Consider the following 14,913-nt stretch of genomic DNA (forward strand, 5'->3'; position numbering starts at 1 on the left):
TTTTACTTACCAACTTTTTTGGGTACAGGATCATCAATATCACCGTGATAAAAAGGGTGACATCGCAGTAATCGTTTTATTGTGAGATAGGAGCCACTTATAGCGCCGTGCATAGTAATAGCCTGCATAGCATAGCTCGAACAAGAAGGATGAAAGCGGCAATGGTTTCCTAACATAGGGCTTATAAAATACTTATAAAACCTGAGCAGGGCTATCAGTAGGTAGCGCATCGCTTAATTAATTTAAGCCAATGATTTTCCAGAGAGGACTGAAGTACTGTTGAATTCGCTGTTGCCGCATCGCGGCGCGCCATTACAACAATATCAATATTAATGATGTCATGTTGTTGTAATCTAAAGCTTTCCCGGGCAGATCGTTTGATTTTATTTCTATCAACAGCGCGTTTTATATTTTTTTTTGCAATTGCCAGCCCTAGACGTGGATGGTCTAGTTCATTAACAATGGCAAGCACTGTAAAATATTGATCTGTTGATCTTTCCGGATTAGCGAAAACACGTTTAAACTCAGCCGGCTCTCTTAGCCGCACTTGCGGCGGAAAACAAGCGGCTTTCTGTGTCAACTGTTAAAGAGCTAGTGTATGACGACCTTTTGCTCTTCTTGCGTTAATAACTTTACGGCCACCTTTAGTTGCCATTCTTGCGCGAAAGCCATGAGTGCGCGCACGTTTTATTTTACTTGGTTGGTAGGTTCTTTTCATTCTTAGGGTTCCTTAACTTTAGGGTGAAAAATTGGATGAAAAAGAGATGGAATTGTATGAAATTATTAGAATTTTGTCAATTAAAATAGATAGACCTTGTACCAATCTACATTATTGATTATCAAAGCAACATTATATTTTGCTAGCAATTTCCTTAACTCGATACTGCCAATAACGATATCATTAGAACATTACCATTTGATTAACCCTTTAACCTAGAAAAATCAGTTGCTCACGGTTTCTAGCACAAGCTCTTGATTCCACCGCACTTCCACAAAATATCCGCTTACCTATGGGTGAAGCTAAAATTTTTTGAAAGTATTATATTCATTCAATATCTTGCACTATAAATTCGCGCTCAACTGATTTTTCTAGGTTTAATTTCTAAGCCGCATCTTTTAACGCGAAAATAGAATTTAGCCGTCAACAGTACCTAAGTCTAGGTGACAACTTGTGTTTCTTGCCTGAAAAAACGGGGCGCCAGCCACAAAATATTCAAACCCCATATAATTGCTGATAATCTTTTATTGCCGCGATATTCATATTAAATGAATCATCCTCGGAAATAAATTCAATAATATTTTCCAAGGCAATTATTGAGATAACGGGCATATTAAAGCGCTCACTAACTTCCTGTATTGCTGAAACATCGTTTTCACCTTTTTCCTGCCGATCCAGCGCGATCAGTACTCCAGCCGGTATTGCACTGGCTGCTTTAATGATGACGACAGATTCGCGCACAGAAGTTCCAGCGGTAATCACATCATCAAGAATCAATACATTGCCTTTTAATGGCGCACCTACCAGATTGCCACCTTCACCATGATCTTTTGCTTCTTTGCGATTAAAGGCAAAGGGAATATCACTATCCTGCATTTGCGCGTATGCAATAGAAGCGGCACTAACCAAGGGAATTCCTTTGTAAGCAGGGCCATATAAAATATCAACCTTGATTCCAGAGTGTATCAGTGCCTGTGCATAAAACTGCCCCAGTTTCGCTAACTGTGCTCCGCTGTTAAACAGACCTGTATTAAAAAAATAGGGACTGATACGCCCTGATTTTAATTCAAACTCACCAAATTTTAATACACCACAATCTAGCGCATATTGAATAAATTGTTTTTGATAATCAAGCATCGGTTATATCCGTACTGAGAAAATGTTCTAAAATACTGTCCAGAAAAAGCCAGCCTTTTTCTGAACACTGATAGTGCTGTTGCTGTTCAAGCAATAAGCCTTGCTGTACACATAAAGATAGGGCTGGTTGTAAAGACTGTATTGCTAAACCTGTCCTTTGCGTATAAGTTTCAAGATTAAAGCCACTTTTTAAGCGCAAGTGATTCATGATAAATTCCAGCGGCAAATCTGTCTCGTTAATCGCCTGCGCAAGTCTATCACCTTTAGTATGGTTAAGGTATTTATCCGGTTGTTTTGGCTTCATGGTACGCACTATTTCTACGGGCAACTCTTGGGAGATTTTACCATGCGCACCCGCGCCAATCCCCAGATAATCACCAAAGGACCAGTAATTAGTATTATGCCTGCATTGCATCCCCTCTTGAGCATAGGCAGAAATTTCATATTGCTGATAGCCATGCTTAGCCAATAGTTTTTGACAGGCTATTTGCTCACTAAAAATAGCTTCATCACTGGGTAATACCGGCGGATACTTATGAAAATAAGTATTAGGCTCCAGCGTTAATTGATAAAAAGAAATATGGCTAGGTTGTAATGCAATGGCTTGTTGCACGTCACGCAAACTATCTTGCTCGCTACTCTCTGGTAAGCCAAACATTAAATCCAGGTTTAAGTTATCGAAACCTGCCTGCCTGGCACCTGCAACAGCATTAATTGCTTCCTGTGCAGAATGGACACGACCCAGGCGTTTTAAATGGGCGTCATTAAAACTCTGCACTCCGACCGACAAACGGTTAATACCAATCGATCTATAATCAGCAAATTTTGCAATTTCAAATGTGCCTGGATTGGCTTCCAGCGTAATTTCTATATCTTCAGCAAAAGTCAGATATTTTTGCAACCCTTTGAGCAAGCGATCTAACTGAGACGCAGAAAACAAACTAGGTGTACCTCCCCCCATAAAAATACTTTGAATTGTACGTGTTTCTCGAAACAGCGTAACATCTTGCGCCAGGTCATTAAGTAAGGCCGTTATATAGCTATCTTCGGGTAGGTCGTTTTTAACAGCATGCGAATTAAAATCACAATAAGGACATTTCTGAATGCACCAGGGAAAGTGTATATATAAACTAAGAGCGTCAGACAAGAGGAAAGGTTGCATACAAATAACCGAGAAAATAAATAGGTGACCTGCATATTATCTGGTTTTGAATAACAAGCTATATTTTTTGAGGATTTTTACCAAATAATTAATATAATACCTAAATCCTGCAAGCCCATATTTTGACTCTCATTAACCTGTCTAGCTAAGTGGTTATTAGGTTTTTACTGCCGCTTTGCCAGCCCTCTTTGTCCAACCGATCAAAATATCCAGATTTAAATCATAAATAGAGGAAATTTTTTGTATCGTATGGATATCCCCCGAGCCCAAGGCAATAAACACCCTGCCAACGTGCCATGACCTTTTAATCAAAGTGACTTAACTTCGGTTAATGTTAAGCGAGTAACCCCACCTTAACCCAATCATCCCATTCCTGTGGATAGAGCGGATCTGCAGGTGTTCTGACTCTCAGCTGATTATTGCCTGTGAGTAATTTTCCAGCCACCCGAATCAGATAAGTACGAAGTGTATCCGGCTCCCATTGGCACAACGTTTTGTTGCCACTCAATTGAGCCATCCAGCGCACGGTATTGTAGGCAAGAACGGCGCAATGAAATAATGCGGCATTAGCCAGAAATTGATTCGTTCTGATTTTACCTAAACCCATTTGTGATTTTGCTTCTTCAATCCATGTTTCGCACGTCGCTCGTTCACCATACTTCTTATGTGTTTGCCAAGGCGATAGAGGTTCAGTTGTTACATAACAAAAATAGTCATATTCTGCCGTATCCCAAAGCTCGGACTGAGGTCCTGTCACTTGTTTAGGTTGCTTTATCCTGACCGCGACAAACTGACGAGAGCGAGACCAGCCACCACAACGATATTGAAACTCGCTCTGCTCCCAACCGGGTCGGCCTTGTATGGCTGTCCAGGCCTGTTTGGCCAGCAATGCGTTCAAATTCTTAAGTTTAACCTTTATTAGATACCCATGCCCTCTGGTATCGAGAAATTCAAGCAAATCACCGACAAAATAACCACTGTCACCGCGAAAAATAATGCGCATCCGATTGGGCAAGTGTGCAAGTAACTGTTTGGTAAATTCTACAACACCATTGCTTGTAAAGGCATTGCCTGTCCGGAACCAGGCTTGTAAAATTTCTTTTGTTTCCGCTAGAAAAGCGAGTTGTGGATGGTATGAACGGGCACCTTTCTTTTTGGGGTTGAAGCCTTTGGCACTTCCTTCTTGTCGACCACAAACGGTGTCCACAGTTGAATCGACATCGACCCACTGGACGGATTGTATGCCAGTTTTCGATTTTCCGGAACGAAGCAATCGCCGCCAGTGTTGACCACGCAAAGTATGCGTGAGCGTTTCAAACTGGCTTATCTGCCTATCACTTACTTCTTTAAAGATCCGTAAAATTGTGGTTTCAACAGGAATCTTTATCCAGCCAGCTACTTTGCGCAGTACGCTATCTGCCCATACGGTCGTCACCTTTGCCATTGATGTTGCTCCCCCCATCATGCCAACCAACGTCAATAGAACCACATCAGATAAGTGATGGTCTGCATTTTCACCCCGCCGATGTGGAACGCTTTGTTTTACGGTTTTTTCAAAACCTATCCTGTCTAAATATTTCACGACGGGAATCAGTCCCGCCTGGCTTGTCAATCCATGTGCTGTAGATGTCATTTTTACCGTTCGGGTACGGTTTCTTACGTGAGATGAGGATTTTGATACTTTAGAGGGCTTCATTAAAACAATGAGATAGTGAAATCAGGAAAATGATATTATATCATTGTTTAATAAGGAGTTTTGTGGATTATTATGTATAATGCTTGCAGGATTTAGGTATTATTAAACTGGTTTAGTCCCACTGGAGATGACAAATGAAACGCTTAATAAAACCTTTAGCCATCTGCCTGGCTTTAATTGTGCTACCTGCTCATGCCGCTATAGACGAAAGATGCGAGCCGATTCTGAATGCCACTGAAATTGCTTTTTCAGAGCTTTTCCCTCCCGGCCCGGTTACTCAGGTTATTGACTCACTGTGTTTTCGTGCCTACACCGTTGGAAATATTACTCGATACGCAGCCATCAATGCTAGCAAAACCAGTTTTCTGGATGTAGGCGTTTATGTTTTGGGACCTCCTTTTGGCGATACACCTACTTATATCGGCACAACAGACCAAGTGCAGGCGATACTTGACAACCTGACTGGTGGCGAAGGCGGAAACACTGGGGAAAGCATTTGTGATAATAGTAACAGTGAAGTGAGCGGCATCAAAACATTTCAAGACGGTGATACTATTACTATCACAACCGAAGGAAAGTGCGTTAAATTACCAAAAAACAATAGCTTATGTAACATAAAAGCAGAAAAACAAGAAGACGGAACATTCAAGCCAACAGATATCCATATGCTAACAACCACCAATCTAGTGAGCTATAGTATAACTGGGCTTGATATACCCGGCTTTCTAAATCCACTAGACCCCTTTGCCAAAAGCTTTGCAAATTCAACTTGCCTAATCCACGTGCCAGAAAGAACCTTTAATTATAAGTCCCATACGGATGTTTGTTTCGACATCTCAGAACTTGCTCAGGGCATCCCCGGCATACCAGATATTGTGACCATGCAACTCATAGCAGACTCAAGCTCTGTCATAGTTGATGACTGCTCGAAAACCGGTGCCGACACTATTCTTAATTTAGTAACAGGGTTAACTGAGTAACGCAATAAATCATTTTTTATCATCTATATACACCATACCATTCCCCTGTTTTGCAAGGGAATGGTACTAAACAACCACCCACTAAAAGTCGGGGTACAGGGCGAATAGTCCTGTTATTTAAGCTCACCCTATTCTGTTTTTCAAGTTACCAGAATGTAGCCTGTGTGCTAGAAACCGTGAGCAACTGATTTTTCTAGGTTAAAGCTTGAGTATACCTGGCATAGTAGTATTGGCTTTCCGTATTTCGCTAAAGCTTCATATGGGCTACATTTAAAGCCCCCTTCCCCCTTCATGCCAGGAAAACAAATGTAATTCTTGACGAAACAACTATTTTCAGCTATTTTGGAAGGCTTTTTTATAAACTTGGAGAGAAGAGTTTGCGCATGCAAATTGTGCTTATATTTTCAATTCAGGTTTTATTTTCAGCTATACCACACTAACAGCGAAAGTCAGCTTAATTGTCGACAGTGTAAGCTTAAGTATAGTTAAGTGCTTTAACAGAGGGTAAAAGAGTGGAACTCAGTGGCGGACAAATAGTCGTTCAGTGTCTTAAAGATGAAGGTGTAGAATATCTTTTTGGTTATCCTGGCGGTGCAGTATTACATTTATATGATGCGATTTTCCATCAAAAAGATGTAAAACATATTTTAGTCAGGCATGAACAAGGCGCAACTCATGCGGCTGATGCTTATGCGCGTGCAACAGGCAAGCCAGGCGTAGTGCTGGTCACCTCTGGCCCAGGCGCAACCAATGCGGTTACAGGTATTGCCACTGCTTATATGGATTCGATTCCTATGGTCGTTATTACAGGCCAAGTACCCTCTGCTGTAATTGGTAGTGATGCTTTTCAGGAAGTAGACACTGTAGGTATTACCCGCCCATGCGTAAAACATAACTTTCTGGTTAAAGATGTCAACGATATCGCAGAAACCATGAAAAAGGCTTTTTACGTTGCAACAACGGGTCGCCCTGGTCCAGTAGTCGTGGATATCCCTAAGGATATTACCGACCCGAATATTAAGGTGCCTTATAAGTATCCTAAAAAAGTCAAAATGCGCTCTTACAACCCTGTGACTAAAGGCCATTCGGGGCAGATTAAAAAAGCCATTGAGATTATTTTAGGCGCACAACGCCCTGTGCTTTATTCTGGCGGCGGCGTAGTTTTGAGTAATGCCAGCGAACAGCTAATCGAGATAACGCAGTTACTTAACTTTCCCATTACCAACACTTTAATGGGCTTAGGTGCTTATCCGGGAACAGATAAACAGTTTGTAGGCATGCTGGGTATGCATGGTACTTACGAAGCAAATCTGGCCATGCATGAAAGTGATGTTATTGTTGCTATAGGCGTGCGCTTTGATGACCGTGTGACCGGTAAATTAGCTGAATTTTGTCCACACGCCACCATTATTCATATTGATATTGACCCTGCTTCAATTTCAAAAACGGTTAAAGTCGACGTGCCTATCGTTGGCGATGTTAAGGTAGTACTTAAGCAAATGCTTGAGGAATTAAAACAACATAAAAAGAAGCCATCGAAGAAGGCACTAACAGCATGGTGGAGTCAGATTGATATTTGGCGCGAAGCTAAATGCCTTGAGTTTGATCGTGACAGCGAATCCATAAAACCACAAGCGGTAGTTGAGCAACTGTATGAAGTGACCAAAGGCGACGCCTATGTAACTTCCGATGTAGGCCAGCACCAGATGTTTGCCGCACAGTTTTATCCATTTGACAAGCCACGTCGCTGGATTAACTCGGGTGGATTGGGCACTATGGGCTTTGGCCTGCCGGCTGCAATTGGTGTAAAACTAGCGTTCCCTGATGCTGATGTCGCCTGTATTACTGGTGAAGCCAGCATACAAATGTGCATACAGGAACTGTCTACCGCCTTGCAATATAAAACACCGGTTAAGATTATTAATCTAAATAACCGCTATATGGGCATGGTGCGTCAATGGCAGGAATTTTCCTATGAAAGTCGCTATTCACATTCTTATATGGATACCATTCCTGATTTTGTCGCATTAGCTGAAGCCTATGGACATGTGGGTATACGCGTAGAAAAACCTGAGGATGTAAAACCGGCTCTGGAAAAAGCTTTTGCTATGAAAGATCGCACTGTTTTTATTGATTTTATCACTGACAGAACAGAAAATGTTTACCCCATGATTGAATCAGGAAAAGGTCATCAGGAAATGACTTTACGGGTTGCACCAGGCACACCTATAGATAGAGAGTTAGCATAATGAGACATATTATTTCTATTCTTATCGAGAATGAGGCCGGTGCTTTATCACGTGTAGCAGGATTGTTTTCTGCCCGCGGTTATAATATCGAATCACTTACCGTTGCGCCTACTGAAGACCCTACTTTGTCACGCATGACATTAGTCACCTGTGGCAACGAAGATATTATCGAGCAAATCACTAAACAGCTGAATAAGCTGATTGATATTGTTAAACTAATTGATTTGGCAGAAGCGTCTCATGTAGAGCGCGAATTAATGCTGGTAAAAGTCAAAACCAGTGATGAAACACGCGGCGAGATCAACCGGCTTGCGGACATTTTTCGCGGCAAAATCATTGATGTCACCAGCAATAGTTATGTGATTGAAATGACTGGCGCATCAGACAAACTCGATGCCTTTGTCGCCTCACTCGACGCAGACAGTATTATCGAAACCGTACGCTCTGGCCCGACAGCCATGTCGCGCGGTGAAAACGGTTTACATTTATAAAGAACAGAACAAAATTAAATATTACTACAGGAAATAAAATGCAAGTTTATTACGATAAAGACGCAGACCTTTCAATCATCAAAGGAAAAAAGGTTGCCATCATAGGTTACGGCTCACAAGGCCACGCTCACGCAAACAACCTTCAAGACTCAGGTGTTGACGTAGTTGTTGGCTTACGCGCTAACTCTAGTTCTGTTGCCAAAGCCGAAGCACACGGACTAACCGTTAAAAACGTACCTGAAGCAGTTGCAAGTGCGGATATCGTTATGATTTTAACGCCTGATGAATTTCAATCTCAATTATATAAAGAAGAGATTGAGCCTAACATCAAACAAGGTTCTGTTTTAGCATTTGCCCATGGGTTTGCGATTCTTTATAACCAGGTTGTTCCCCGTGCTGATCTAGACGTTATCATGATTGCACCTAAAGCACCTGGTCATACTGTACGTTCTGAGTTTACTCGTGGCGGTGGTGTTCCAGATTTAATCGCGATTCATCAAGATGCGTCAGGTACTGCGAAAGAAATCTGCCTATCGTATGCCTCTGCTATTGGTGGTGGTCGTTCGGGTGTTATCGAAACTACTTTCCGCGATGAAACAGAAACCGACCTATTTGGTGAACAAGCGGTTTTATGTGGTGGTGCTGTTGAACTCGTTAAAATGGGTTTTGAAGTATTAGTCGAAGCAGGTTACGAGCCTGAAATGGCTTATTTTGAATGCCTGCATGAATTAAAATTGATTGTTGATTTGATGTTTGAAGGCGGTATCGCCAACATGAACTACTCGATTTCTAATAATGCAGAGTATGGTGAATATGTGACTGGCCCTAAAGTCATTAACGAAGAAAGTCGTGCCGCAATGCGTGCAGCATTGAAAAACATCCAGACGGGTGAATATGCGAAGCAATTCATTATGGAAGGCATGACTAACTACCCTGAAATGACTGCCAAGCGTCGTTTAAATGCCGAGCATCCAATTGAAGTAACAGGCGCAAAACTACGTGCAATGATGCCTTGGATTGCAGCGAATCAAATTGTTGATAAAGCTAAAAACTAAGATTCAACTGTTTTAAGCGTTACAGAAAAGCCCATCTTTGATGGGCTTTTTTTATGCCTGTTTGCTAGTTCCTTAAGATATTAATATTCACCTTATGTGATTGACTTAGCTATTGAACCTGAAAAATCAGTTACTCACGTTTTCCAGCCCAAGCTCTTGATTCCACCGCACTTGCAAAAAATGTCCGCTTAACCTATGGGTGAAGCTAAGATTTTTTGAAAGTGTTATATTAATTCAATATCTTGCACTATAAATTCGCGCTCAACTGATTTTTCCAGGTTGATAGCATACAATGCAAGCGAAATATTAATAATCACTTTCTTAGGAGTAGCGCAATGCAAGACGAAATCGCCTTAATTCATGAAAAACGAAAAAATATTTTCCTATTGTTTTTTTGCCTACTTTTTATCGTTATTATCTCTTACTTGATGATCAATTCAATTACCAACAAGGTCATTGCTTCTATCGAAGATGCCCGGATTGAATATCGACCGATGGTTAATAATTTAAATGCCTCGGCAGGAGAAGCAGGTGCAGGTGTCAAACAAATTGCTCAATCAGGAACAATCGCTATTGAACAATTCACAGAGCAATTACCTAAAGCCATCTCTAAATCCATCAACGTAGTACAGAATGAGTATGCTATATCACAGGGTGCTGTGGTGGGCGAATACCAGGGATTAAAATCAGTTGTGGACCTAGAATACCAGCAACTTAAACAAGAATTAACCCTGTTAAAAAAAGATATGCGAGCCGATATCGTCTGGGTAAAAACCGAACTAGCACAATGGCGAATTCTTATTGCCTGGATTTCCTTTGCATTTGGCCTGATTTTAACCTTAATGTCGATACAGGATATTCTGGAAAACCTGCGCTGGTTTATTTCATTTATAAAAAAAATGTTTACACGTAGACAGGAAAAAGCATCAACATAGTCTCTCGCTTTAGATTACAAAACTTACCTTTTAGCGACAACACATGACAATACCATGTTCATAATTTAATGGAAGTTTAAATGAGTTTTAAAAGCACATTGGCTAAATTCGCAGTCAAGCAAACGCCGAAGAAAATGATGCTCTGGCTGGCAAATAAAAAAATCAAAGGCGTAGCTAAATTAACTGATTTTCACTTCAACCCTGCAGAGCACAAACTTTACGTGCAGATGATACTCTCCGGCGAACAGGAAAAAGTTGAACTCTGGATAGAAGATTTTACTCTAGTAGTGCATGAGAAATCATATAAGCTTGTGATTCATCAGGCACAGTCAACCCGCCCGTGGCTGGACAAATTTTTAAGGAACTTTGCGTTGAACCGGGAACTTAAAATTCCCGAACAATATGCAGACCTCATTCACGGGCTTCTGAATTCGGATTTTTCTGAACCCGAAGAGGACTAAAAAAGGGAAAACATAGATCAAGTCTAAAGTGCTACATTTTAAAACAACAGCCCTAAAAACGGCTCCGAACAACAGGAAAAAACCATTGTCGTTCGGGGGTAATTAAAGGGGAGTCTGCAAGAAAAGAAAATTTGTTATCGAGGCCAGATAGGTATTTTCGCCGTTGCACCTTGCCCCACTCTCTTTGAGTATAAAGGCCAATTTTCCGTAAATTTTCTTTTGCTCGTTGACTAATTCAATAACGTGGCACTATTCAGAATCCAATTCTTTTTGTAATTCATCCATACTAAAATTTTCTACAATGGCGCATTCAAAGCCTTCTGTAATAGATTTTTGTAAAGCTGCAATCTTAGTTTCTCTTCGTTCAAGTAAGCGTAAACCATCACGCACTAACTCACTAGCTGCACCGTATTTCCCGCTAGCTATTTGGTTTTTCATGAACACTTCCCTGTGTTCGCCTAGAGTAAAGCTTGTTGTTGCCATGATATATCCTCCTATACTATTTAATAGAATATATGAATATCAAGAAAGACAAGAAAAAAAGTAGTTTTCTAAAGAGAAAACCTTAAAATTGTTGAGTTTTATCTAAGGCTTTATGAGAATGCCATTTTGATACATTGTTCGAAGCTTGATTAAAAGAATTTTTAATCATTTTTCTCCATAATTCTATAGTAGACCCTAATTTTTTTTATAAATGGCCGGTTAGCAAGGGCGTTAGATTTTATCCGTTCTGAAAGCGGTATACCGCTGAAGTCTCCTATAGTAAATTTTTGATTTTCACTCGGAATGTTTTTCATTAAATCGTTTAAGTCAGAGGAAATTAATTAGTAGTTATCCTTGAACCATTTTTCAAGAAATTTAATACATAATTTCAGCTTTGGTGGAACAAAATTTCTAGCAGGATATAGTGCGTATAACGTTAATTTAGGTTTGATGTGATCGTCAAGCAGCGATATCACAGAGCCATCTTTGATTGATTCTTTACATACAAACTCAGGAATAAGGCCAATGCCTAAATCTTGCTTTATCATTTCCATCAAAAAAATAGTGCTATTGACTTGTAACGTACCGGCAATGGATATACCCGCATCGATAGGCCATTCCGCTTTTCCTTGGAAGTAGCTATAGATAAAACAATTATGATTTTTTAAGTCGGAGGGCTTAATAATTGATTCATGACTATTAATATAAGTAGGAGAAGCACATACATGGTAGGAAAAATCTCGCAAAGGCCTACCAACATAATTTGAATCAAGTACTCGGCTAGATATTCTAAAACCTAAATCAAAACCTTGCTCAACCAAATCGACAGGTTCATCTCCTAAATGTATATCCAGGTGAATGTCGGGGTAAGCCGCCATAAAATCAGAAAAAAGCCTTGCTAGATGAGTAATTCCTAGAGCCATGGGTGCATTTATTTTCAATTTACCACTGGGTTTACTTTGCTGATCAAGCAGCAATGTATCGGCGTATTCGATTTTCTGCAATATTTCCCTGCAATGTAAGCGCTCAACGAAGCACGTACTTGCCCTATTCAGGCGTATCTGATTTTTTAATATTCCAGGGCAACAAAGCCTCCACTTTATCAACCGTATCAGCATAAGGTAAAGCAGTGAGAACCTGCTTAAGATATGCATAAGGCTCCAGCCCATTTGCTTTAGCTGTTTCTATCAGGCTGTAATGTATTGCACTGGCACGAGCACCTGCAGGGGTATCAGAAAATAACCAGGCTTTGCGCCCTATCACAAACGGGCGAATCGCATTTTCTGCCAGGATGTTGCTAATATTGAGTTCACCATGGGTGCAATACACATTGAGTTTTTCCCACTGGTTACTCAGGTAAGTCATTGCCTTTCCTGTCAGGCTATCTTTAGGTACTTTATGCTGGTTTTCTTCCAGATAGGCTTTGAGCTGGTTCAATACAGGAATGCTCTTCTCCTGGCGCTGCTGATATTTTTCATCCACTGACAGGTCTTTAATTTCTCGCTCAATGACATACAGTTTATTGATCAGGCTCAGCGCTTTACCTGCTTTTGAGGGTTTGTTATTTTGTCCCTTTTTGCGTTTAGGCTGTGCATTCTGGGCATCTTTAAAATAACGACGCGCATGATCCCAGCACCCCAGCTGGGTAATGCTGTTTTTTTGGCACACGGCATTGTACCCCGCATAGCCATCGGTTTGCAGATAGCCACTAAAGCCGTCAAGCAGGCGCATGGGGACGTCTCCACTACGAGAGGGATCGTATTCAAACAGGATGCTTTTTTCACCCGGTGGCCCGCCAAGCGTCACCCACATATATTTATCTGAGGTCGCTGGCCGCCCCGGTTCTTTTAATACCTGAACCCGCGTTTCATCAGCGAGCATGACTGCCCCTGTGTGTTGATGCTCTCGCATCAGGTTAATCAGGGGCTGAAGTTGTTTAGCCAGTGCGATCATCCAGTTTGCTAATGTCGCTCTGGAGATGTCACCCCCATAACGAGACAAGATGCCTTCTTGCCGATATAAAGGTAAGCCGTCAGCATACTTGGCGATAATAACAAAGCACATTAAACTGATGCTTCCCATTGCTCTGGCAATAGGGTGTCTGGGCATTTGTGCGGCTTTAACCTGGCGTTGTTTTTCGCCTTCAATCTGTTTGATAAAGACCGCTTTTTCCTGCATGTATTCAAGAACACGTACTTTAGCAGGAATAATATCCAGCTCTTCTTTCACTTTAGTAAAGAAAGTATCAATAGCACCTTCTTTTTCTTCATCGGTTAAATAAATAAAAATTTGCTCGCGAGGTAACTTATCTGAGAAGGGTTTGCGTCCCGGCTTTTTCTTGGTGCCAGTAGAACTTGTTTGTTTTTCGTCCTCAGGTGCTTCATCAGCCTCCAGGTCTAGCTCCTCATCGCTATCCGCTTCATTCTCTGCTTCATCAAACAAAGAGGATTGATGAGATTGTTCACTGGATGATCCAAAGCGTTTTATTTTAGATAAGCGTAGTAAGTACCCATGCAAAATTAATTTAACCTTTTATGCAAACTCTACTTTGTAATTCTTTCCAATATTAGACAGCACCTTAAATAATTCTTCCTGAAGAGAGGCATAGGATTCATAAGCTGAAAAAGGAAGCCATTCGTATTTTATTTTACGCCATATAATCTCGATAATATTTAACTCGGGTGAGTATGGCGGTATACGGTAAATGGATAGGTTTTTTTCTTTCCACCTTTCAAGGTTTTCATTAAATTCATTACTCGTATGAGTCGATGCATTATCAATAATAAGAGTTGTTGGTTTTTTAATCTGTTTAGCAAATTCATCAATACAAGCCACAACAACCGAAGTGTTTACACTCCCTTCAAAAACAAAAGAATCAAACCTGCAATCTCTGTTAACAAAACCTAATACATTAAGACGCTTGCTGTTTGAGCTTGGTATTTCAATCGTCTCACCTGACTGTTGCCAAGCATAAGGAACACAGGGTTCTAGTGTAAACCCCGACTCATCAAAGTAGCACAAATCAAGTTCATTCTCTTTATGTTGTTGTATTAATTCTTTTATTTCATCGGTTGCCAAATCAAATTTATCTTGATTACGCTTTATCCTTAAGGATTTTCTAACTCGTTTCCAAACAAGATCAGCTTGTTTACAAATACGTTTTATAGTATCAATGCTAACTGAAATGCCTAGATCTTCTTCAAATTTTGCTAGTACTGATTTTAATGATCTAGGAGATTTTTCAACTCTCTGGACTAAGCTTATTTGTTGTTTTTCAGTTAAAATACCTCGCCGTCCTCTTCCCTGACAGTCAACCAATCCATCGATTCCATTCTTTTCCCAGTTAGAAAACCAAGTGGAAACAGTTTGGCGGCATACGTTATAAATAGAACAAATCATGGAAACAGAATGCTCTTTGAAACTTAATAAAATAGCATGAGCTCGACTTCTACTTAAATGAAGTGGATGGTTTTTATGCATCACATTTAAAGCAGTAATTTCTTCTGGGAGTAGGTGTTTTATATAGAGCACAAACATTTAGAGTCA

The 14,913-nt window shown here is 40.6% G+C and carries 17 protein-coding genes; 6 read left to right on the forward strand and 11 right to left on the reverse strand.

Annotated features, from left to right (window positions below; all coding sequences use genetic code 11):
• Positions 1-2 precede the first annotated feature (2 nt).
• The 6 genes from yidD to ACQY3F_RS19815 form a co-directional block, all read right to left on the reverse strand.
• Positions 3-230 (reverse strand): membrane protein insertion efficiency factor YidD, encoded by a 228-nt coding sequence (gene yidD, locus ACQY3F_RS19790; RefSeq protein WP_428356773.1) that lies wholly within the window; start codon positions 228-230, stop codon positions 3-5.
• On the reverse strand, positions 215-580 hold the full coding sequence (gene rnpA / locus ACQY3F_RS19795) for a ribonuclease P protein component (protein WP_428356775.1): 366 nt from the start codon (positions 578-580) through the stop codon (positions 215-217). The genes yidD and rnpA overlap by 16 nt, the downstream gene beginning before the upstream one ends.
• A 3-nt stretch (positions 581-583) precedes the next feature.
• Entirely contained in the window at positions 584-718 is a 135-nt protein-coding gene (rpmH, locus tag ACQY3F_RS19800; RefSeq protein ID WP_087870852.1) for a 50S ribosomal protein L34, read from the reverse strand.
• A 495-nt stretch (positions 719-1,213) separates the two neighbouring features.
• Positions 1,214-1,855: an orotate phosphoribosyltransferase gene (gene pyrE / locus ACQY3F_RS19805; RefSeq protein ID WP_428356776.1), complete on the reverse strand. Its 642-nt coding sequence runs from the start codon at positions 1,853-1,855 to the stop codon at positions 1,214-1,216.
• The gene (gene hemW / locus ACQY3F_RS19810; RefSeq protein ID WP_428356778.1) at positions 1,848-3,017 is read right to left on the reverse strand and encodes a radical SAM family heme chaperone HemW; all 1,170 of its coding nucleotides are present in this window, start codon (positions 3,015-3,017) and stop codon (positions 1,848-1,850) included. The genes pyrE and hemW overlap by 8 nt, the downstream gene beginning before the upstream one ends.
• 334 nt (positions 3,018-3,351) lie before the next feature.
• Positions 3,352-4,713, reverse strand: coding sequence for an IS1380 family transposase (locus tag ACQY3F_RS19815; protein WP_428352972.1), 1,362 nt, complete (start codon positions 4,711-4,713; stop codon positions 3,352-3,354).
• Between the two features lie 134 nt (positions 4,714-4,847).
• Between ACQY3F_RS19815 and ACQY3F_RS19820 the strand changes: the two genes are divergently transcribed.
• From ACQY3F_RS19820 to ACQY3F_RS19845, 6 genes are all read left to right on the forward strand, one after another.
• Positions 4,848-5,693: a hypothetical protein gene (locus tag ACQY3F_RS19820; protein ID WP_428356779.1), complete on the forward strand. Its 846-nt coding sequence runs from the start codon at positions 4,848-4,850 to the stop codon at positions 5,691-5,693.
• Between the two features lie 512 nt (positions 5,694-6,205).
• On the forward strand, positions 6,206-7,942 hold the full coding sequence (locus ACQY3F_RS19825) for an acetolactate synthase 3 large subunit (protein WP_428356780.1): 1,737 nt from the start codon (positions 6,206-6,208) through the stop codon (positions 7,940-7,942).
• On the forward strand, positions 7,942-8,433 hold the full coding sequence (ilvN, locus tag ACQY3F_RS19830) for an acetolactate synthase small subunit (RefSeq protein WP_428356782.1): 492 nt from the start codon (positions 7,942-7,944) through the stop codon (positions 8,431-8,433). The genes ACQY3F_RS19825 and ilvN overlap by 1 nt, the downstream gene beginning before the upstream one ends.
• A 38-nt stretch (positions 8,434-8,471) precedes the next feature.
• Positions 8,472-9,488, forward strand: a complete 1,017-nt coding sequence (gene ilvC / locus ACQY3F_RS19835) for a ketol-acid reductoisomerase (protein ID WP_428356784.1) — start codon at positions 8,472-8,474, stop codon at positions 9,486-9,488.
• Positions 9,489-9,823: 335 nt separating this feature from the next.
• Entirely contained in the window at positions 9,824-10,423 is a 600-nt protein-coding gene (locus tag ACQY3F_RS19840; RefSeq protein ID WP_428356786.1) for a hypothetical protein, read from the forward strand.
• An 80-nt stretch (positions 10,424-10,503) separates the two neighbouring features.
• A complete protein-coding gene (locus ACQY3F_RS19845) occupies positions 10,504-10,884 on the forward strand; it encodes a hypothetical protein (RefSeq protein ID WP_428356787.1) in 381 nt (126 codons plus the stop codon).
• A 52-nt stretch (positions 10,885-10,936) separates the two neighbouring features.
• Here the strand turns inward: ACQY3F_RS19845 and ACQY3F_RS19850 are convergent, their stop codons facing one another.
• The 5 genes from ACQY3F_RS19850 to ACQY3F_RS19870 form a co-directional block, all read right to left on the reverse strand.
• The gene (locus ACQY3F_RS19850; RefSeq protein ID WP_428357749.1) at positions 10,937-11,119 is read right to left on the reverse strand and encodes a type II toxin-antitoxin system RelE/ParE family toxin; all 183 of its coding nucleotides are present in this window, start codon (positions 11,117-11,119) and stop codon (positions 10,937-10,939) included.
• A 14-nt stretch (positions 11,120-11,133) separates the two neighbouring features.
• Positions 11,134-11,367 carry a type II toxin-antitoxin system ParD family antitoxin gene (locus ACQY3F_RS19855; protein WP_428356788.1) on the reverse strand — a complete coding sequence of 78 codons (234 nt, stop codon included), beginning with the start codon at positions 11,365-11,367 and terminating at the stop codon, positions 11,134-11,136.
• Positions 11,368-11,708: 341 nt separating this feature from the next.
• Positions 11,709-12,371, reverse strand: coding sequence for a substrate binding domain-containing protein (locus tag ACQY3F_RS19860; RefSeq protein WP_428356789.1), 663 nt, complete (start codon positions 12,369-12,371; stop codon positions 11,709-11,711).
• Between the two features lie 43 nt (positions 12,372-12,414).
• Entirely contained in the window at positions 12,415-13,884 is a 1,470-nt protein-coding gene (tnpC, locus tag ACQY3F_RS19865; protein ID WP_428356791.1) for an IS66 family transposase, read from the reverse strand.
• Between the two features lie 15 nt (positions 13,885-13,899).
• Complete coding sequence (locus tag ACQY3F_RS19870; RefSeq protein WP_428356793.1) at positions 13,900-14,904, reverse strand: IS630 family transposase; 1,005 nt, start codon at positions 14,902-14,904, stop codon at positions 13,900-13,902.
• Positions 14,905-14,913 lie beyond the last annotated feature (9 nt).

It is taken from the genome of Methyloprofundus sp. (genome assembly GCF_965251085.1).
In the GTDB taxonomy this organism is placed as follows: domain Bacteria; phylum Pseudomonadota; class Gammaproteobacteria; order Methylococcales; family Methylomonadaceae; genus Methyloprofundus.